Raw genomic sequence first — 19,802 nt, forward strand, 5'->3', positions numbered from 1 at the left:
ACAACGCGATGAAAGGACCCACGATGACCAACGCAAAAACCAAGGCAAAAACCACGAGCCCGAAGCCTGATCCCGCCCAGCAGGACGGCAAGGTGCTCTTTGTCTGCTATAACCACTGCTCCACCTGCGCCAAGGCACGCAAATGGCTCAATGAAAACGACGTCGATTTCACCGAACGCGACATCAAAGGCGATAACCCCACAGCTACCGAGCTCAAGCGATGGTGGAAGGCGAGCGGCCTGCCGCTCAAGCGTTTCTTCAACACCTCAGGCATGCCCTATCGCGAGATGAAACTTAAAGACAAACTGCCTGAAATGAGCGAGGATGAGCAACTGAAACTCCTTGCAACCAATGGGATGCTGGTCAAGCGCCCGATAGTTGTGAACGCTAACAAAATATTGGTCGGTTTCAGCCCTGAAACGTGGCAAAACGCCTTTTCTGGTACAGCAGACACGTTAAAATAACAAGTGTTGGTAAATATACAGCAATGAGGCGCGAGCCCGCGTCTCCAAGCTGTTCCTTTAGGGAGAATTACATGACAGTAAAGATTGGTATTAACGGTTTCGGCCGCATTGGACGCCTTGCGTTCCGTCGTATTTTCGAACTTCAGGCCCGCGGTGGCGAGGCCGGTGACATCGAAGTCGCAGCAATCAACGATTTGACCACGCCTTCCATGCTCGCCTACCTCTTGAAGTACGACAGCACCCACGGCACCTTCCGTCACGATGACGGCACCCCGGTCGACGTGAAGTCCACTGATGACGCGATCGTCGTCGACGGCAAGGAATACAAGGTCTATGCCGAGAAGGACGCCCGCAACATTCCGTGGGTGAAGAACGATGGCGTTGAGTTCGTGCTCGAGTGCACCGGCTTCTACACCTCCGCCGAGAAGAGCCAGGCTCACCTGGACGCCGGCGCCAAGAAGGTCCTCATCTCCGCTCCGGCGAAGGACGAGACCACCCCGACCGTCGTCTACGGCGTCAACCAGGACATCCTGAAGCCTACGGACAACATCGTCTCCTCCGGCTCCTGCACCACGAACTCCTTCGCGGCGCTCGTCAAGCTGCTCGACGACCAGTTCGGCATCAAGGTCGGCTTCATGACCACGATCCACGCCTACACCGGCACCCAGATGCTGCTTGACGGCCCCCGTGGCTCCAAGCCGCGCAACAACCGCGCTTCCGCGATCAACACAATCGAGCACTCCACCGGCGCCGCCAAGGCCATCGGCAAGGTTGTTCCTTCGGTCAACGGCAAGCTGCAGGGCCACGCCCAGCGCGTTCAGGTTCCGGACGGGTCCATCACCGAGCTCTTCACCGTGCTCGACAAGGAAGTCACCGCCGACGACATCAACGCCGCCGCCAAGAAGGCTTTCGAGAACAACGACACCTTCGGCTACAACGCTGACAGCATCGTGACCTCCGACATCATCGGCGACACCCACGGTGGCGTTTTCGATCCTACGCAGACCGACGTCAACACCATTGACGGCACGACGCTGGCTCGTACGGTTGCCTTCTACGACAACGAGTACGGCTTCACCTGCAACATGATCCGCACCCTGCTCTACTTCGCCGAAATCAGCAAGTGAGCAAGTCGCGGCGATAAGCTGCAGAACCGTTTCGCTTCCATTAGCGAAACGTGATTCGTAACGAAAGATCCCCAGCCCAACGGTTGGGGATTTTTGTATGTGAAACGTGTTCTTTCCTATGCGACCAATCTTTATTCGTCTCTGTAAATCGTGCCCTGACATGAATTATGCTCGGGACTTGACCAAACCGACATTCCGCACGAAAGTTCATCGAATCGCCAAAGCACGAATCTGGAAACGATACTGATAAACCAGAAGATTAGACTTGAGAGTTATGAGCAAGAAACACAAAAAGGCAGCGGGGACAGCTTCTACGCCGGCTACGCGGGAACTGACCGAAGCGGGAATTCCCTTTAAAATCTATGAATACGAACATTCCTCCGACCACATGGACGAAGGCTACGGGCTTGAAGGTGCGGAAAAGCTCGGTGTCGACCCGCATCGCTCGTTCAAGACGCTTATGGCCGACACGGGCGACGAACGGGTCATCGGCGTGGTGCCAGTGAGCGGGCACTTGGATATGAAATATCTCGCGGCCGCAGTCGGCGCCAAGAAGGCGGCCATGGCCGAACCCAAGGTGGCACAGCGCGAAAGTGGCTACGTGGTCGGCGGCATCTCCCCACTCGGTCAACGCACCAAGCACAAGACAGTAATCGACGCAAGCGCGATGCAATATGACGAAATCATCGTCTCCGGAGGCAAGCGCGGCTTCAGCGTCGGCGTGAACCCGAACGATCTGGTGAAAGTACTCGGCGCGACCGTCGCCAAAATCGGCACGTGGTAGACCAAGACAATGCATTAGAATAGTGAACGGCAACAAAAACGTTTCTACACAGGAGTTGACATGACTTCACCAAACCTGCCCCCACGCTCGGGCCAGCAATTCACCATTTCGCACGGCGACTACACAGCGGTGGTCACCGAACTCGGCGCGACGCTGCGCAAACTCACCTACCGCGGCAAAGACATGATCGCCTCGTGGGACGCAGACAAGCCCGTTCCCTGCACCAATGGCGAGCTGCTTGTCCCCTTCCCCAATCGCATCGAAGACGGCGTCTATACCTTTGAAGGAAAGACCTACACACTGCCCATCGACGAGCATGAGAAGCACAATGCCATCCACGGCTACGGTTACCGGGCGTTCTGGAACCTCGAAAGCCTCGAGGAGGATCGCGTCGCGCTTACTTGGCGAACCGGCAACATGAAAGGCTATCCCTTCGACCTGCTGGTCCGCGCCGTGTTCAGCCTGAGCGACGACGGACTTCAACTCACCCTCTGCGCAACCAACAATGACAGCATCGATGCGCCCTGGGCCCTGGCCATCCACCCGTGGATCGCCAACGGGTTCGGCGGCTACGGCGACGAAATCGACGGACAAAACGCGCAGTGCTCGGTCACCATTCCGGCGCGCACGCACGTCACCGTCAACGAGCGGCTGCTGCCCACCCGCACCGAACCTGTCAGCGGCAAGTACGATCTGCGTCAGCCCACGGCGCTCACCGAACAGCCGTACGATGACGCGTGGACTGACGTCGAGCGGGACTCCGACGGCAATACTTTCGCTACGCTCACACGCCCCGACGGGCTGACGGTGAGCGTCGGTGGCGACAAGGCCATCACCTCTTTCCAGATGTGCACCGGCACCGGTTTCGCGCCCGAATCGCACCCGGCCGGCGTCGCCATCGAGCCGCAGACCGCCTATGCCAACGCGTTCAACAGCGGCAAGGATCTCATCGTCATCAAGCCCGGCGAGACCAGCTCGACCAACCTCTATTTCAAGGCCGAGCAGCGCTGAATCAACACGGCTTATACTGCAAGCCAACGCCAAATCTTTGCCGTTGGCTTGCACGAAGTCGCAACAACGTGCGATAATGCCTAAGGCTTATTCATTAAAGGTAAAGGAGTCCATCATGGGAATGCGCGGACGTAAGCGTAAGGCACGCCGCAAAAAGGCGGCCAACCACGGCAAAAGGCCAAATGCCTGAGTTCGTTAGGTTAAGCGAATAAAAAGAATGCCTCGCAGCAAGTGCGGGGCATTTTTCGTATACGAATTATGCTGCCTGATCGGTGACCGCGACGATGATGCCAGCTGGAGTCTACAAAAAAGCCACGCACGGAAGCGTGGCCGGAAACGAATTTGATAGGTCTCAAAATCTTACGCTGAAGCGACTTCGCCGCCGCAGGATTCCTCGACGCAGCAGCGATCAAGTGTCGCCTCAAGCTTGGCGATCAGGCATTGCGGAGCAGAAGTAGGACGCAGCAAATCGCGCAGTTCGGCAATCAATGCCTTTTCGCGGGCATCGCAGCAGGATTCCGGGTTGAAGCATTCGTCGTCGGAGACGCGGCTGCTGGAATCGTAACGGGAGATTTCGATGTCGGTACGCGTCATGCCATCGGAATGTTGACTTCTCACCACCACTCGGCTGGTACGCTCGATTCGTCCGTCCATCGTCGTTCTCCTTTCGTTACATCTAATTGACTATTATTACTCATTTTGGCCGTTTTGGGGTTCGCGGATAGTGAAGATGCGGTTTCGGCTTACTTACTTATTTATCGGCCTCTTTGGTAGGTTTCGTAGGTTTCGTAAGCTTTGCAGGCTTCGTTGGTTCGGCTTTTTCTGTCAGCTCCACAGATTTCGTAGATTTCTTGGATGTTGCAGATTTTGCCGATTCCGAAGGCTTATCCTTCTCCCCTGATTTCACGGGCTCCGTGCCTGTCTCCTTGCCGTAGCCTCGCTGCCGGGCGTACTCGGTCAACTCGTCCTTGAGCTGCGAACGCGCGCGATTGAGACGGCTCATCACGGTGCCGATCTTGATACCCTGCTCTTTGGCAACCTGCTTGTAGGATTTGCCATCGATGGCGGTGTCGATGAAAACCTGTCGACGCTCGGGGGAAAGCGAGTCCAACGCTTGCATAATCTCGGCCGGCGCGAAACCGTCCAAGTATTCCTGCTCCGCGGATTTAAGCCCTTCCGAGGAATGATCGGAGGCGGAGTAGATATCCCAATCATCGTACTCCCCGGTCGAATCGTTGGCGCGCTGAGGACGACGCTTGGCCTTGGCGTACTGGTTGAAGTAGGCGTTGCGCTCGATGGTGGTCATCCACGCTTCGAAGTTGCTGCCGGGGCGGAAACTGTCGAAGGCCTTGAACGCACGCTCGTAGGCGTCCTGCACCAAGTCTTGGGCATCCTCCGGATTGTTCGTCAGTTTCATCGCCTGACGGTAGAGCGCGTTGACGGCAGGCATCGCGAGCGCTTCGAAACGTGCGCGCTTCTGCGCGGTGGTCTCGTGCTCTGACTGCTTGGGCTGTGCTTCATCCGTTCGTGTCACAGTACCATTCTAAACGTTGACCTTACGACGTCCGACACGCGCCTTCTCAGGATTTTATTATGACATTTCTTAATATTTCATATGTTTAATTAGACAGATATTCGATATTATTTTGTTATAATCCGCATTCGTTTATCATAAACCACTTGTAAAAATCGAAAATAAACCATAAAATCCGGTTCATCTTGAGAAAAAGATAATTTAATGTCGGAATCGACACGCACAATATTACTATGACTTCAACACCAAAAACATCGAATGGTGACAACTCGGCAGTTTTGTTGGATGCCATAGCTCAAGCCCCTACACAGGGCGACGACACCACCCTCGGCCAAGCCTGGCTGCTTGGCTTCGACACAGAAACCACGGGCACCCACGTCACGGATGCCATCGTATCGGCCTCCCTCGTTTTGCGCGACCCGGCCAAAGGCTACCAAGGCGACGCCGTGGCGGAATGGGTGGTCAACCCGCACCACCACATGAGCGCCGGCGCAAGCCGGGTCAACGGGTTCACCGACGAATTCCTCGAGGCCAACGGCGCAGAACCGGCCGACGCCATCGCGGCCATCGGCTCCATCGTCAACGCAGCGCAGGCCAAACGCATTCCGTTGCTCGCTTACAACGCACCTTTTGATGTGCGCATGCTTTCCGGCGATCTCAAGCGCTGGAAGCTTCAAGCGCTGCCGGACGAACTTCTGGTGGTGGACCCGCTGGTCATCGACCGCGAAATCTCACACCGCAGCGGCAAACGCACACTGACCTACACCACGGAATACTACGGTGTGGAGCCGCACGGCGATTTCCACGACGCCACCGCCGACACCACCGCGGCCGTGGACCTCATCAAGCCGATGTCCACGCTCTACCCGCAGGTCGGCAACCTGAAACTCAGCGAGCTCATGGACTGGCAGCGCGAGGCACACAAGAAGTGGAAGGAATCGTTCAACAAGTGGATGCTTTCCCGCGGCCGCAGGCCGGTCAACGACACCTGGCTGTAGGCCCAGGGCGCTACTGGTTTGCCGGCAAAAACGACGCGATCAAGGTGATTCGATTTCCTTGACTTGGCGGGGACTACTGCGCAGTAAGCGGGAATTTCGGTACTTCGGCAGCGATTCCAGGACGGCGCAGCAATCCCTGCACAACATCAGTTTTCGCCATATCAATCGGGAATAATCGTATGTACCGGTTTCCCACACAAACGGATGGAAGAATCATAGCGATGTGTAAGTTCCATTCGATTGTGTCGCGCACGCTTTATTTTCGAGCTCACCATGCGCTAGCCTTGTGAATGGCAAGAAAGGTTTAGCATGGCTCTGACGTTGGCGACTGCGGTTGAATTGCTTGAAAAGCATCATCTTTTGCGGGAAATCATACAAGGCGAGACTTGGTCGCGAAACCCCGCCCGCTTTGGCGGCGCCACCGATGCTTTCACTTCCATCACCTATGACACCAGGCAGGTGTGTGAAGGCTCGCTTTTGTGCTGCAAAGGCCATTTCAAGGCGGACTATCTGGCCGGCTGCGACGAGCGCGGGCTCAAGGCCTATGTTGCGGAAACGGATTTCAGCGCCGAAACCAGCGCCATCGGCATTATCGTGGGCGACATACGAAAGGCGATGAGCCTGCTTTCCGCACAATTCTACGGACGACCGCAGGATGAGCTGACGGTTATCGGTATCACCGGAACCAAGGGCAAGACGACCACAGCCTACTTCGTCCAGGCGATTCTGAACGCTGCCAGCAACGGCAGGGCTGCCCTGTTCTCGTCGGTCGACAACTGCCTTGACGGCCATACCTACACGGCCTCAGCGCTCACCACGCCGGAATCGATGGACGCGTTCCGCATGATGAGGCAAGCTCTCGATAACGGGATGCGCTACCTCGTCATGGAAGTCTCCTCGCAGGCTTACAAGGTCGATCGCGTCTACGGGCTCACCTTCGACGTCGGGGCATTCCTGAACATCTCCCCCGACCACATCAGCCCGATCGAGCATCCCACATTTGAGGATTATCTGTATTGCAAACGGCAGATTACTGTCAACAGCAAGGCACTGGTACTGGGAGCCGACTGCGACCACGCCGATTTGATTGAAGAGGACGCTGCGGCCGCGGGCGTTCCCGTCACTACTTTTGCGCTGCACACCGCTGACGAACGTGACAGCGGGACCAAGGCCGATACCGTTGCGTGGCCGGCAGACAAAGACCGTACCGCATTCCATATCGACGTTGCGGGAACGGCCGATACTTACCGGCTTGAGATGGATGGCGATTTCAACTATGCCAACGCGGCCGCCGCGCTTACCATCGCACAGCTCGCCGGTGCCGATCTCAATGACAGGAAAATCTCGCACGCTCTCGAGAACGTTCGTATTTCGGGGCGCATGGAGCAGTTCAAGGATACGCACGGACCGAACGTCGCCATCGTCGATTTCGCCCACAATTATGCCAGCGTCTCCGCGCTGATCGATTTCGCGATGGAACGGTATGGCGCGAACAAACCACGCATTACGTTGGTAAGTGGATCTGCAGGCGGCAAGGCTGTGGACCGCAGGAAAGAAATCATCGATGCCGCGCAACACCGCGTCGACCGCATCATCATCACCAGCGACGATCCCGACAGGGAACGCGCGGAAGATATCTGCGAGACCATGCAAGCTGCCGTCAACGACCCCAATGTGGAATCAACCATCATCGTCGACCGTCAAAAGGCCGTGGAAACCGCCATCAATGAGGCGCAGGCGCACGATGGCTTTGATGTGTTGCTGATTGTCGGCAAAGGCGAAGAGCAATGGCTCAAGGTGGACGGCAAACACGCCCCTTACGAAGGCGATACCCATATCGTCACCAGGCTGTTCGGCCAGACGGATTCATAAAACCGAGCGGGCGGCGAACCCAGCACGGGCCACGACGATAATCTGCCGATTCCAAGCGATATGAAAAAACGACACCAGCGACCACTGGATTACGCACTCGCTTTAGTCCCTGCAAAGACAGCAAAACGCAATGGTTCGTTCAGGTCAAGGCTTGTACATACTGCCGTCCCGGAAACACGCCAGGGCACAAACGTGCTGTTCCCGCGTTAATCCGTCATCATCCACCGTTTTCGTACTTTTTAAGAGGTAAGCTAACTACCATGCAGCAATTCCAACCGGTACTTTTGGGCAGCGATATCAACGCCTACGGCATGGCCCGTGCCTTCCACGAGGCTTACGGCGTCGTCTCCACTGCCTTCGCCCACTTCCAGCTTGCGCCCACCAGATTCAGCAAAATCGTCGACGTCCATATCGTCGAGGGATTCGGCGAGGCCGTGACGTTCCGCAAGACGCTCATCGACTACGCCAAAACGTTCAAATCCAGCCATCCCGACACCACGTTGCTACTCATCCCCTGCGGCGACCTCTATGCGAACCTCTTGAGCGAGAACAGCGGAGGCCTGGCTCTGTTTTACGTTTTCAACACCCTCGACCCGGCGCTCAACAAGCAGCTGAGCTACAAGAACACGTTCTACGAGACCTGCGAACGCTACGGGCTGCCTTACCCCAAGACCAAGGTCATGACCGAGGAAGGCGTGGCAAACGGGGAATACAAGGATCTGCCGTTCAACTTCCCCATCGCCATGAAACCCGCCGATTCCGCGGCATGGCTCGATATCGATTTCCCGGGCCGCAAGAAGGCGTTCGTCATTGAGACGCCGGAAGAGCTGGACAAGCTCATCAACCTCGCCTACGGTGCCGGTTATCACGCCGAAATGATTCTGCAGGACTTCATTCCCGGCGATGACTCGCATATGCGCGTGCTCAACGCCTACGTCGACCGCCATCATCGCGTGCGCATGATGTTCCTCGGCCATCCGCTACTTGAGGACCCGACCCCAGAGGCCGTGGGCAATTACGCGGCCATCATCCCTGATTACAACGAGGAAATATGTCTGAAAATCAAGACGTTCCTCGAGGATATCGGCTATGAGGGCGTCGCCAATTTCGACATGAAATACGACGACCGGGACAAGACCTACAAGCTCTTCGAGATCAACCTGCGGCAGGGCCGTTCCAGCTATTTCGTGACTTTGAACGGCTACAATCTGGCCCGCTATTTTGTCGAGGATTTGGTGGAAGACACTGCGTTCGACGGCAACACCGTCATCGGCCGCGGTGACAAGCTTTGGATGGAAATTCCGCGATCGATTTTCCGCGATTACGTGATTGATGGCGAGGACAAGCAACGCGGCATGAAAATGATCGCCAACGGCGATTGGGGCACGACGCTGGAATATCGCAAGGATATGAACCCTATGCGGTGGCTCCTGATTCGTCACGCGTTCTCGATTTACAAAAAGCGCTATGCGGAATACTTCAAGCAGAAGGCAGATCTTAAGTGAGACGACCGTTTTTCGCCGTCATCGGCGGCATGGGGACCTTGGCAACCGAATCGTATATCCGGCTCATTGACAAGATGAGCGACGCCACCACCGATCAGGATTTCCTCGACTACGTGGTGTTCAACGACGCATCCGTGCCCGACCGCACCGATTTCATGCTGGGCGACAGCACCGATGACCCCTTCCCCGTCATTGCCGATGACATTTCTAAGGCGACGGCCATTGGTGCCAGTTTCATTACGATTCCCTGCAACACCGCCCATTTCATGCTGCCGCGTTTCCAAGAGCTCACCGACGTGCCGATTCTCAACATGTTGACCGGCGCCGTGGAACGCATGAAGGCGACACTGCCCGTTTCGACACACCCGCGCGTGGGATTCATGGGCACGGAAGGCTCCCGTCATTCCGGCCTCTACCAGCACGAAATCGAAGCCGCCGGCTACATCTTCATCGAGCCGGACGACGAGCTGCAAAAGCGCATCGATTCTCTCATCTACGACGACGTGAAAAGCGGCGGGCCGCTTGATTTGGGGCGCTACCGTTACGTCGTCGACACGTTCCTCGACAAGTCCGCATCGGCTCCTTATCGTTGCGATATCGTGGTCCTAGGCTGCACTGAGCTCTCAGTCTTGAACGAAGCCTTCCCGCTCCCCGACCGGCCAATCATCGACGCCCAGACGATTTTGGCGGAGGACACTGTCACCCGTGCAAAGGCGCTGCAAAACTAAATTTTGCTATTTCAGCGTTGCGAACGAACTAACCCTGTTCCCAACGTAACCTAATCCGCTTAAGTAGTGGGGTCTTGGGATATGCGATGTTCGACCGTAAAGACTTGGCCTGAGCGGCCCGGAGCGTGTCGAACATTGTATATCCCAAGACCCCACGGTACCCAAGACTGAAGCTTTTTTACTATTCATGCTCGAGTTTTTGGCTCACTACTGCAGTGACACCGTCGGAGCGCATCGTGACGCCGTAGAGGGCGTCGGCGATGGCCATGGTGCGTTGCTGGTGGGTGATGATGATGAGCTGGGCGTGCTTGCGCAGGTCGTTGAACGCGTTAATCAGGCGGGTCAGGTTGATGTCGTCGAGCGCGGCTTCCACCTCGTCCATCACGTAGAACGGGCTTGGGCGCGCGGTGAAGATGGCGAAGAGTAGCGCTAGGGCCGTGAGGCTACGTTCGCCACCGGACAGCAGACTCAGCTGCTTGACACGCTTGCCTGCCGGGCTCGCCTCAACGATAACGCCAGTGGTCAGTAAATCGTCCGGGTTCTCGAGACGCAAGCGTCCCTTGCCGCCCGGGAAGAGTGTCGCAAAGACCTTTTCAAACGCAGCAGCCGTATCGTCGAAGGCGTTCTTGAATACTTCGATCATCGTGTGGTCGAGGTCCTTGATGAGTTTCAGCAGGTCATCGCGACTCTTGGCAACATCGTTGCGCTGATCGTTCAGATACTGGTTGCGCGTTTCGAGTGCGTCGAACTCCTCGGCTGCCAACGGGTTAATCTTGCCCAGCGCCTTAAGATCACGTTCGGCTTTCTGCAGACGCTTCTGCTGCTCGGCACGAACGTACGGCACCATCTGGTAATGTTCGGCGTCAATTGGGGCATCTTGGTTTGAATCGTTGTAGCCGTCAGCGTTAGACGCCTCATCATCTGAATCACTTTGGTTATCGATGTCAGATACATCCTCGCTTGAATCACGATAACCGTCGAAACCAGACACATTCCCTGAATGGCCCACGGTCTCGCCATTATCAGCGCTATCCGTTACAACTGTTGGCATTTCAGCATTTTCAACAACAGACTGTGCACGCGAAGCAGAATCATCGTGATTATTACTAGATGTATTACTTCTTGCGCTTTCAACATTAGAGCCATTTTCTTCGCCACTGCTTGCCAGCAGAATCGGATGGCCTTCGTCGTCAAGCACCGGAACCAGCTTGTCCGGACCGTATTCACTGACCAACGCCTCTAGATCCATGCCCAGCGTATCCGAGACCTTTTGCTCAATCTGACCATATTGCGCGGCCAAGCGCTCACGGTTCACATCGAGTTCGTGTTCACGTTGCTGCAGGGCGGCCACTTTTGGCTCAGCCTCATCGCGCTGCGCACGCAGTTGCTTCAGCTCAGCATCATGACTCGAAGCGGCCTTGGAAAGCTCATCGCGCTTGGCGACCACAGTCTTGAGTTCGGCAGCAACCAACGTAGCCATGCCTCTTGCATCGGCGGCAATCTGCTGGTCATGCGTCTGCTGACGTTCGCGCTTTTCGTTGAGCGCCTTCATTTTTGCGCGCCTCGCGACGGCTTCGCTTGACTGATCGTGGAGCAGACCGGCCTGCCGCACCAACGAATCAGCCTTACGAGTGGCATCGTTCCAGACAATCTTCGCCGAAACTTCCTGCTCACGAGCCTTGTCGAGCGTAGTCTCCAGTTCATGGACGCGCTTGTCCAGATCTTCGAAGTCCTCGTTTTCAGTGTTGGAATGTTCCGCGGTTTCCAGCGCCTGACTCAAGTCCTCAAGCTTGAGCTGATGCGTCTGCCGGTCATCATCCGTCTGCTTGATTTTCTCATCAAGCCCGTTCAACTGCCGATTGAGCTGCTTAACCCGTTCCTCGATATTCTTGAGATTCTTACGCGCCTGATCGGCCCTGACCTTGGCTTGGATGCGCTGCTGCGATTGCTTGTCAACCTCAAGACGAGCCTTGTCACGAGCCTCTTGCGCCGCCTCGATTTTCGGCTGTATAGCATCCGCTTCACTTTGAAGTTTTTTGGCTTCCGCAGCCGCTTTATCACGTCGTGCAGCCAGCGACAAATCACTCTGCGAGCGCGACGAACCACCGATGGCGCCCACAGCATTGACCACTTCGCCGGATTTGGTGACGGCCTGACTGAACCGTTTGCCTTCCACGGCTTCCAGCGCAGTATTCATATCAGGAACAGCGGCTACATCATCCAGCAAAAGCCGAACGGCACGCACAACATTAGCGGCAAAATCAGTGTCTTTGGCGGAATCATTGGCACCTACCAAAGTCGAAGCACAACGAACCGGATATCGGCTGTCTTTTTCGTTGGTATTTTGAGTTTCTGCGTCATCACCAACACTTCCTTCAAGCGGATGCAATACAACCGCCTGCCCGAGCTTGCCTTCGCTGGCCCGACGCAACGCCTCAACCATATTGGATTTGCCCGGCACCACGATGGCACTGGCGAACTGATCGAGCGCGTGGGCGATGGCCTCTTCCCAGCCATCCTCAACGTGGATGAAGTCGGCAAGCCTGCCCAACGCGGCCACGGCGTCATCCCGCTCCAGTTCGCCGGAAGCGTTACGACTTTCCAACGTCTCATTCAACGCATCGGCCTTGGCCTTGAGCGCCGTCACCTTGGCGGTCGTGGCCCTAAGCTGCTCCTGCAAGGCGTCAAGCTCTTCCTGACGCTGCTGCATCGCGGTTTTCGCGGCCTCAAGCTCCGCGGCGCTGTCTTCTTCACCAGCGTTCTGAGTTTCGGTTTCAAGGGCATCACGCTGGGCCGTAGCCTCGTCACGCTGTTTGGCAATGGCTTCGCGCTGCCCGTTGAAATCCTTGGCACGGCTTTGCGCCAGTTCGATGGCCGATTCCTCGCGCGTCTTGAGCTCACGCAGATTGGCGACTTTCGAAGTGTGCTCCTGCGCGGCCTTACGCAGTTCCGTCAAGGTCTGGCGGGCTGCGGCGAGCTGTTTTTCATTGCCGGCGCGAGATTCCGTGGCCTTGTCATACGCAATGCGCATGTCGGAAACGTTCTTTTTCTGGGCTTCAGCCTGTCCGTCCAGTTCCTTGGCACGGGATTCGAGAATATCCGGATCCTCACCGAAGTTCGTAATCATCTGGCCGGCGAGGGAACGTGCGCGCTCGTCAGCAAGCGAGGCCAGCGAACGGAACCGTTCCTCAATGCTTGAGAGCTCATGCCATGTCTCGTTGATTTTCTCCATGGCCGGGCTGGACTCGGAACTCAGCGCCTCGACCTGCTCGATATGCACCTTGACTTTCGCCAAATCTCGCTGCGCGGTTTCCAGCTCGCGCCGCACGTCGCCCAAATCGTTGCGCAGTTTAGCACGACTTTCCATGGATTTTTGAGCATCTTCAGCGAAAATCCTAGACTGCGCGTCTCGCAGGGAAATCTGAATACTTGCCGCACGCCGCGAAATCTTGGCTTGCCGTCCGAGCGGCCCCAGCTGCCGACGAATCTCGTGCAGCAGATCGTCAGTGCGGGCAAGGTTCGCCTCGGTGTTCTTGAGCTTGCGTATCGCACGTTCCTTGCGCTTGCGATGTTTCAGAATCCCCGCGGCCTCTTCGATAAAGGCGCGGTGCCCGGCTGGGTCGGCCTTCAAAATCTCGTCAAGCCTCCCCTGCCCGACGATGACGTGCATCTGCTGCCCCAGGCCTGTGTCGCTTAAAAGCTCCTGAATGTCGAGCAGACGGCAGGCCGAGCCGTTGATGGCGTATTCGGAGCCGCCATTGCGGTAGATGGTGCGGCTGATGGTGACTTCCGTGTAATCGATGTCAAGCGTGCCGTCAGTATTGTCGATGGTAAGGCTCACCTGCGCGCGCCCCAGCGGCGGACGCGAGGAAGTGCCGGCAAAAATCACATCTTCCATCGAGGTACCACGCAGGTTTTTGGCACCCTGCTCCCCCATCACCCACGTCAGCGCGTCGACGATATTGGATTTGCCGGAACCGTTCGGCCCCACCACGGCCGTAATGCCCGGCTCAAAGCGCAAAGTGGTAGCGGAGGCAAAGGACTTGAATCCCTTGAGCGTCAGTTCCTTCAAATACATGGATTATTGACTTCCTCTGTTTCCCGCTTACCCTTGAGCGTCGTTGTACGACGTTTTCGCTATCTTCAGCTATCTTACCGTTTAGGGCAACCCAACAAATCAAGCAGGATTGCCGGAGCTATATCACCTCAGTCGTTGTCTTTGTCGCCATTCTGTTTGCGACGAAGCTGCTCGGCGGTGTTGCCGGGCTCAGGCTCGCCTTCAAAGGGAACCTGCTTGACGCCGAAATCGCCGAACGCGTCGCCGAAGACCTCGGAGACGATGTCTTCATCTTCGTCTTTGGCGTTCTCAGTTTCGGTATCGTCCTTATTCTTGTCCGTAGCCTTGCCGGACACACGCTGCGCCTTGGGTAGCGCCAGTTCGGGATTCTTCTTTTCCATCAGCAGTGTGCGGGCATCGCCGGCGGTGACGAAGCTGCCGCAGATGAGCACGCCGTGGCCATAGCCGACGCCCAGCTCGTCGTCGGCATCCACCATGTTGACGGCCTCCTGGATGGCGTCGGGAAGGTTGTCGATGCGGGTGACGCGGTCACGGCCGAAGACGCCAACGGCGATCTTTTCAAGTTCCTCGGCTGGCATCACGCGATCTCGCCACGAGTTTTCGGTGACGATGATATGGCTCAGGATCGGCTCCAGCGTACCGAGGTATTCCTCGACCTGTTTGTCCTTCATCATGGCGACCACGCCGACCAGCTGCTCGAAGTTGTAGTTTTCTTCGAGAGCTGCACGCAGCGATTCGGCGGCGTTGACGTTGTGGCCGCCGTCGACGATGATGGTCGGCGAAGTACGCACCTGCTCGATGCGTCCGGGAATCTTGACCCCGCCCAATGCCTCGGCCACCACGTCCTGCGTGAGCTGTCCGTTGACCGGCATGACGACCTCGGCCGCCGCGAGCGCTGCCAGGGCATTGTGCGCCTGATGCTCGCCGAACTTGGCGACCGGAATGTCCTCGTAGGTGCCGTTCGGCGTACGGAACGTGACCAGCTGGCCACCGACCGCGGGCTGACGGGAGACGACTTCCATCTCCTCGCCGTCACGAATCAACGTGGCATGCTCGGCCACCGCCGCCTGCTCCAAAATCGGCATGACCTCGGCCTCATGCGGCTGCGCACCAATGATGGCTGTGGATTCGTGCTTGATGATGCCGGCCTTCTCAGTGGCGATCTTCTCGACCGTGTCCCCCAGCCATTGCATGTGGTCCATATCGACCGGCCCAATGACCGCGGCATCGCCGTTGAGTGCGTTGGTGGCGTCCCACTTGCCACCCATACCGACCTCGAAAATGGCCACGTCAACGGGTGCGTCAGCGAATTTCCAGACGGCCATCGCCGTCAGAATCTCGAAATAGCTCATCGGCGCCTTGCCGTCGGCCTCCATCTTGTGGTCGACCAGCGCGACGAAATCCTTGATCTGCATCCATGTGTCGATGAAATCGTCGTCGGAAAGCTGCTGGCCATCCACGGCGATGCGCTCGTTGATCTTCTGAAGATGCGGCGAAGTGTAAAGGCCCGTGCGCATACCGTAGGCTCGGCAGATGGCCTCGGCCATACGGGCGGTGGAGCCTTTGCCGTTGGTACCGGTGATATGGATGATACGGAACGTATCTTCCGGGTGTCCCAAGAGGTCAAGCATCAGGTCCATGACTTCGAGGTCGTGACCCAGCTCCTCGTGCGTGGTGCGCCGGCTCATGATCTCGCGCTCGACCTCGCGAATGGTGACCCCATTGGTTTTCGGATGCTCGAATGACATAAGACCTCGTTTTGGCTTGATTCCCTTGGAAAATAGACATACCAATTGTACGAAACGGCCTCGAAAGCGCTAAGCCGAACGGCGAATGACAAATGGCGTTCCTGAGATTCCCTTTCACTCGGACCGTACAGGTTATTAGAATGGCAATCGAGATTTCACTAATTAGGAGAACACGTATGAGCGAAGTCATCACAGCAAACGATAAGGAATACGAGGCACAGGAAATGGCACAGGCGCCGGGAGCGGACCAACCGATGGAAGACAGGACGAACAACCGCACGTTGCGACCCACCACGTCCAAAAAATTCGCGGAATTCATGAAAACCGGCTGGGACAATCAGGAGCCGGAAATCGAGCCGCTGGAGTCCAGCAAGTTCATTCCCGCACGTCTCGAGGCGCTGGGCAAGCGTTTCCCTGGCGAGCGCATCGTCATTCCAGCCGGTACGCCCAAAGTGCGCAACAACGATGACGATTACGCGTTCCGCCCCAACACCGAGTTTTCGTATTACACAGGGCTTGGGCAGGATTACGAGGCCGGAGCGGTGCTCGTGCTGAACCCGGTCGATCCAGAAAGCGACGAGGCCAAGGCCGGCAAGACGCATACGCCGGAACTGTTTGTCGCCCCCCGCGCCGACAACAGCACCGAAGCCTATTACGTCGATGCCCATTACGGCGAGTACTGGGTCGGCCCGCGCGCAGGCCTGAAAGAGCTTAACGCGATGACCGGCATCGCCACCCACGATATCGCCCAGCTGCCCGATGCTTTGGGCAAGGATGTCGGCGCTGAGGCCGGCGCAGTGCGCATGCGCGTGGTTCGCCTGGCCGACCCGCAAATGACCGCAGAGGTCGAGAACGTGCGCGAAGCCAACGGTTTCCCCGACCCGGCTGCCAACGAAAAGGCCGATGACGAGCTGCAGGAGTTCGCCTCGACCGCCCGCATGGTTAAGGATTCCTACGAAGTCGGCGAGATTCGCAAGGCCGTCGCCGCCACCAAGGACGGTTTCGACCGCATTTTGACTCGTCTGCCCGAAGCCGTCGGCAAGCCACGCAGCGAACGCATGCTGGAGGGCGAGTTCAACGCCGTTTCACGCGAGGAAGGCAACACCGTCGGTTACGACACCATCGTTGCTTCCGGCGAGCACGCGCCGATCCTGCACTGGATGCGCAACACCGGCGTGGTCGGTCACGGCGAGATGCTGCTGATCGACGCCGGCATCGAGGTTGACAGCCTTTACACCGCCGACATCACCCGCACCTTCCCGGTGGATGGCAAGTTTACGCCACTGCAGAAGAAGATCTATCAGGCGGTACTCGATAGCCAGCAGGCCGGCTTTGAAGCGGCCAGGCCGGGTGCCACCTATTCCGACATCCACCACGCCTGCATGCGCGTCGTCGCGCAAAAACTGCACGACTGGGGAATCCTCAAGGTTGACGTGGAGGAATCGCTTTCCCCCGAAGGCCAGCAGCACCGCCGTTGGCTTGCCTGCGGCGTCGCCCATCACCTCGGCCTCGACGTACACGACTGCGCGCAGGCACGTTATGAGTCCTACCAGGGCGCGAAGATCACCCCGGGCATGGTCTTCACCATCGAGCCCGGCCTCTACTTCGCCAAGAACGACCTGCTGATTCCTCCGGAGATGCGCGGTATCGGCGTGCGTATCGAAGACGACGTCTTGATGACCGAAAACGGCCCGGAATGGATCTCCAAGGACATCCCGAAGCAGATCGACGACGTAGAAGAGTGGATGGCACAGCGCGCGGCTGCAAGGAAGTAATAGCAAGGAATATTCATGACTACACCATCGTTCATTTTGAATCTGCGCAAGAAAATCGGGCACGAACTGCTCTGGCTCAATGGAGTTACCGGGCTCGTAGAGGATTCGCAGGGACGAATTTTGCTTGGGCAACGAGCGGATACCGGCGAATGGGCGATGGTATACGGCATCAACGAACCCGGCGAACAGCCTGCCGACACCGTGGTGCGTGAAATCAAGGAGGAGACCGGCGTCGACGCCGAAGTCACCGACCTGGTGGCCGTCGTTTCGTCGTCCGAAATCATCACTTATGATAACGGCGACCGCACGCAGTATATGGACCATTCCTTCTTGTGCCGGCTCAAGCCAGGAGGTAACGCCGATCCGTTTGTCGGCGACGACGAAAGCCTCAAGGTCGGCTGGTTCTCATGCAACGCCCTGCCCCAGCCGCTCGCCAAGAGTACCGTCGAACGTCTCAAGATTTTCGACGAATACCTACACAACAAGGCCACCGGCGATGCTCATGCCCTCTTCATGACCGACGGAAAGCTTTACTGACCACAGAGGTCAATAGCGCCTTCAGCCACGATGATCCTAACTGCTGTACCGGTACCTCAGCGTGAAACACCAATCAGTTAGATTTTCGTTTCACATAACCTTCTTCACAATCGGATTTGCAGTTTTGCGTTAACCTCGTTAATATATGAAGTCAGTTCATCAATGTGGAATCGCATAACGACGATTGCAGATGCAGGAATGGCCCGAGGAGGTGTCAGATGCGCGAAAGCAGCGAACCATTGACACCCCCGTCTGCAGCACAAACCTTCTCCAACGATCATCTGGCCCCTTCTACTCCGGACTTTTCGGACAGCCCAAGCCATGCCAACGCGCCGCAATCCGTCGTCTCCGAACGCAACCGCTCACGAACCTTGTGGCATCTCTATCACTACGGCATTTCCTCACGAGCACAAATCGCCAAAGCATTGAGCCTCACCCCCGCCGCCATCACGAAAATCACCGCGCGGCTTATCGATGCCGGCATCGTCAGCGAAACCGGCGATATGAAAGGCAGCAAACGCCGGCGGTCGATCGGACTGAAAATCGATACCACACGTTTCCATTTCATCGGCGTCAAATTTGCGCGCAGCCTTGTGCAAATCGGCGTTTTCGACCTCAACGGCAAGCGTTTGAGCCTCGAAGACATGCCACGCGTCAGCGATGACACTATAGACGCCGCCATCGCAGCCACACACAAAACCATTGATTCGCTGCTGAGCTCCGACCCCGATATCGTCGCCATCGGCATGGCGGTTCCAGGTCCGTATCTGCACGGCACCGGTTACGCCGCGCTGGTTTCCAGCATGCCGCACTGGCGCAATATCAACTTCCAGAAGGAATTCGGACAGGATTGTCCCGTTCCCGTTTTTATCGAACAGGACGCCCGTGCCGGGGCTCTGGCGCAACGGCTTTTCGGCGGACTCGACGATGCCGGAAGTCTGGCTTACTTCCTGCTCGGCGAAGGTGTCGGCCTCGGAGTCATCGAAAACGGCAGGCTGATCTACGGCAATCTCGGTGCCTCCACGGAACTCGGCCACGTTTCCATCGACGCGGTCAACGGCAAGAAATGCGAATGCGGCAATGTCGGATGTCTTGAATGCTACTGTTCCGCAGGCGCGATTCATGAACAGATCGACAGGCTCGGCATTATCAAAAATTCTGGGTCGATGACTCATATCGAAGCTTGCCAAGCATTGTTCGAACTTGCCGAAAAACAAAACGACGATGCCGAACGAATCGCAAAAGCCCGCCATCTGGTCGCCGACATCGGCCGTTACGTGGGCTTCGGGTGCGTCACCATCTGCAACGCCTTCAATCCGCGTCGCATCGTCTTGGGCGATATCGGAGCGCTCGGCGGACAACGGCTGCTCGACGCAGCGCAGGCCGTGGTCAATGAACGGGTCATCCCCGAAATCGCGCAATCCACCGAAATCACCCTTTCCAGCCTTCCCACCGACGCGGCCGTGCTCGGCGCTGCCGCCACGGCCATCACCCAATTTTTGGATCGTCCTTCCTATTTCCGCGCCGCCCATCCGCCAGGAAACACCGGTTGAAACGAGACAAAATGAAACGCAATAGAACCGAATCCGCAGTGAATGCATGAATCAAAACGGATAACGGAATAAAAATTCAAACACTATA

15 protein-coding genes are annotated in these 19,802 nt (G+C 57.0%); 11 read left to right on the forward strand and 4 right to left on the reverse strand.

Annotated elements, in window-relative coordinates; translation table 11 throughout:
• Nucleotides 1-92 precede the first annotated feature (92 nt).
• The 4 genes from OZX62_RS06930 (at nucleotide 93) to OZX62_RS06945 (ending at nucleotide 3,386) form a co-directional block, all read left to right on the forward strand.
• The gene (locus OZX62_RS06930) at nucleotides 93-464 is read left to right on the forward strand and encodes an arsenate reductase family protein (protein WP_348519308.1); all 372 of its coding nucleotides are present in this window, start codon (nucleotides 93-95) and stop codon (nucleotides 462-464) included.
• 71 nt (nucleotides 465-535) lie between these two features.
• Nucleotides 536-1,591 (forward strand): type I glyceraldehyde-3-phosphate dehydrogenase, encoded by a 1,056-nt coding sequence (gene gap / locus OZX62_RS06935; RefSeq protein ID WP_277175488.1) that lies wholly within the window; start codon nucleotides 536-538, stop codon nucleotides 1,589-1,591.
• A gap of 274 nt (nucleotides 1,592-1,865) precedes the next feature.
• Nucleotides 1,866-2,375, forward strand: a complete 510-nt coding sequence (gene ybaK / locus OZX62_RS06940) for a Cys-tRNA(Pro) deacylase (RefSeq protein WP_277175489.1) — start codon at nucleotides 1,866-1,868, stop codon at nucleotides 2,373-2,375.
• A 60-nt stretch (nucleotides 2,376-2,435) separates the two neighbouring features.
• On the forward strand, nucleotides 2,436-3,386 hold the full coding sequence (locus tag OZX62_RS06945; RefSeq protein ID WP_277175490.1) for an aldose 1-epimerase family protein: 951 nt from the start codon (nucleotides 2,436-2,438) through the stop codon (nucleotides 3,384-3,386).
• Nucleotides 3,387-3,746: 360 nt separating this feature from the next.
• On the opposite strand, the gene OZX62_RS06950 is transcribed toward OZX62_RS06945, so the two are convergent.
• Together OZX62_RS06950 and OZX62_RS06955 are read right to left on the reverse strand one after the other, a co-directional pair.
• Complete coding sequence (locus tag OZX62_RS06950) at nucleotides 3,747-3,980, reverse strand: hypothetical protein (RefSeq protein WP_348519309.1); 234 nt, start codon at nucleotides 3,978-3,980, stop codon at nucleotides 3,747-3,749.
• Between the two features lie 157 nt (nucleotides 3,981-4,137).
• Nucleotides 4,138-4,836: a sigma-70 family RNA polymerase sigma factor gene (locus OZX62_RS06955; RefSeq protein ID WP_277177063.1), complete on the reverse strand. Its 699-nt coding sequence runs from the start codon at nucleotides 4,834-4,836 to the stop codon at nucleotides 4,138-4,140.
• 317 nt (nucleotides 4,837-5,153) lie between these two features.
• On the opposite strand from OZX62_RS06955, the gene OZX62_RS06960 reads away from it, so the two are divergent.
• The 4 genes from OZX62_RS06960 to OZX62_RS06975 all read left to right on the forward strand — a co-directional run bounded on the left by OZX62_RS06960 (nucleotide 5,154) and on the right by OZX62_RS06975 (nucleotide 10,023).
• Nucleotides 5,154-5,918 (forward strand): exonuclease domain-containing protein, encoded by a 765-nt coding sequence (locus OZX62_RS06960; protein WP_277175492.1) that lies wholly within the window; start codon nucleotides 5,154-5,156, stop codon nucleotides 5,916-5,918.
• A gap of 309 nt (nucleotides 5,919-6,227) precedes the next feature.
• Complete coding sequence (locus OZX62_RS06965) at nucleotides 6,228-7,790, forward strand: UDP-N-acetylmuramoyl-L-alanyl-D-glutamate--2,6-diaminopimelate ligase (RefSeq protein ID WP_277175493.1); 1,563 nt, start codon at nucleotides 6,228-6,230, stop codon at nucleotides 7,788-7,790.
• A gap of 260 nt (nucleotides 7,791-8,050) precedes the next feature.
• Nucleotides 8,051-9,295: a carboxylate--amine ligase gene (locus OZX62_RS06970; RefSeq protein WP_277175494.1), complete on the forward strand. Its 1,245-nt coding sequence runs from the start codon at nucleotides 8,051-8,053 to the stop codon at nucleotides 9,293-9,295.
• Complete coding sequence (locus tag OZX62_RS06975) at nucleotides 9,292-10,023, forward strand: amino acid racemase (RefSeq protein ID WP_277175495.1); 732 nt, start codon at nucleotides 9,292-9,294, stop codon at nucleotides 10,021-10,023. The genes OZX62_RS06970 and OZX62_RS06975 overlap by 4 nt, the downstream gene beginning before the upstream one ends.
• 181 nt (nucleotides 10,024-10,204) lie before the next feature.
• Here OZX62_RS06975 and OZX62_RS06980 read toward each other — a convergent pair whose 3' ends face one another.
• A complete protein-coding gene (locus OZX62_RS06980; protein WP_277175496.1) occupies nucleotides 10,205-14,101 on the reverse strand; it encodes an AAA family ATPase in 3,897 nt (1,298 codons plus the stop codon).
• A gap of 128 nt (nucleotides 14,102-14,229) precedes the next feature.
• On the reverse strand, nucleotides 14,230-15,849 hold the full coding sequence (locus tag OZX62_RS06985; protein WP_277175497.1) for a folylpolyglutamate synthase/dihydrofolate synthase family protein: 1,620 nt from the start codon (nucleotides 15,847-15,849) through the stop codon (nucleotides 14,230-14,232).
• Between the two features lie 176 nt (nucleotides 15,850-16,025).
• On the opposite strand from OZX62_RS06985, the gene OZX62_RS06990 reads away from it, so the two are divergent.
• From OZX62_RS06990 to OZX62_RS07000, 3 genes are all read left to right on the forward strand, one after another.
• Nucleotides 16,026-17,624, forward strand: a complete 1,599-nt coding sequence (locus OZX62_RS06990) for an aminopeptidase P family protein (protein WP_277175498.1) — start codon at nucleotides 16,026-16,028, stop codon at nucleotides 17,622-17,624.
• A gap of 15 nt (nucleotides 17,625-17,639) precedes the next feature.
• Entirely contained in the window at nucleotides 17,640-18,161 is a 522-nt protein-coding gene (locus OZX62_RS06995) for an NUDIX domain-containing protein (protein WP_277175499.1), read from the forward strand.
• Between the two features lie 218 nt (nucleotides 18,162-18,379).
• On the forward strand, nucleotides 18,380-19,714 hold the full coding sequence (locus tag OZX62_RS07000) for an ROK family transcriptional regulator (protein ID WP_277175500.1): 1,335 nt from the start codon (nucleotides 18,380-18,382) through the stop codon (nucleotides 19,712-19,714).
• Nucleotides 19,715-19,802: the final 88 nt, after the last annotated feature.

It is taken from the genome of Bifidobacterium sp. ESL0690 (assembly GCF_029392315.1).
In the GTDB taxonomy this organism is placed as follows: domain Bacteria; phylum Actinomycetota; class Actinomycetes; order Actinomycetales; family Bifidobacteriaceae; genus Bifidobacterium.

Excerpts from the sequence above, each read along its gene's own strand:
- OZX62_RS07000 (WP_277175500.1), top strand. The coding sequence starts at position 18,380 with ATGCGCGAAAGCAGCGAACCATTGACACCCCCGTCTGCAGCACAAACC.
- OZX62_RS06970 (WP_277175494.1), top strand. The coding sequence starts at position 8,051 with ATGCAGCAATTCCAACCGGTACTTTTGGGCAGCGATATCAACGCCTAC.
- OZX62_RS06960 (WP_277175492.1), top strand. The coding sequence starts at position 5,154 with ATGACTTCAACACCAAAAACATCGAATGGTGACAACTCGGCAGTTTTG.
- OZX62_RS06950 (WP_348519309.1), bottom strand. The coding sequence starts at position 3,980 with ATGACGCGTACCGACATCGAAATCTCCCGTTACGATTCCAGCAGCCGC.
- OZX62_RS06955 (WP_277177063.1), bottom strand. The coding sequence starts at position 4,836 with ATGCCTGCCGTCAACGCGCTCTACCGTCAGGCGATGAAACTGACGAAC.
- OZX62_RS06965 (WP_277175493.1), top strand. The coding sequence starts at position 6,228 with ATGGCTCTGACGTTGGCGACTGCGGTTGAATTGCTTGAAAAGCATCAT.
- OZX62_RS06945 (WP_277175490.1), top strand. The coding sequence starts at position 2,436 with ATGACTTCACCAAACCTGCCCCCACGCTCGGGCCAGCAATTCACCATT.
- OZX62_RS06995 (WP_277175499.1), top strand. The coding sequence starts at position 17,640 with ATGACTACACCATCGTTCATTTTGAATCTGCGCAAGAAAATCGGGCAC.
- OZX62_RS06990 (WP_277175498.1), top strand. The coding sequence starts at position 16,026 with ATGAGCGAAGTCATCACAGCAAACGATAAGGAATACGAGGCACAGGAA.
- OZX62_RS06980 (WP_277175496.1), bottom strand. The coding sequence starts at position 14,101 with ATGTATTTGAAGGAACTGACGCTCAAGGGATTCAAGTCCTTTGCCTCC.
- OZX62_RS06985 (WP_277175497.1), bottom strand. The coding sequence starts at position 15,849 with ATGTCATTCGAGCATCCGAAAACCAATGGGGTCACCATTCGCGAGGTC.
- gap (WP_277175488.1), top strand. The coding sequence starts at position 536 with ATGACAGTAAAGATTGGTATTAACGGTTTCGGCCGCATTGGACGCCTT.
- ybaK (WP_277175489.1), top strand. The coding sequence starts at position 1,866 with ATGAGCAAGAAACACAAAAAGGCAGCGGGGACAGCTTCTACGCCGGCT.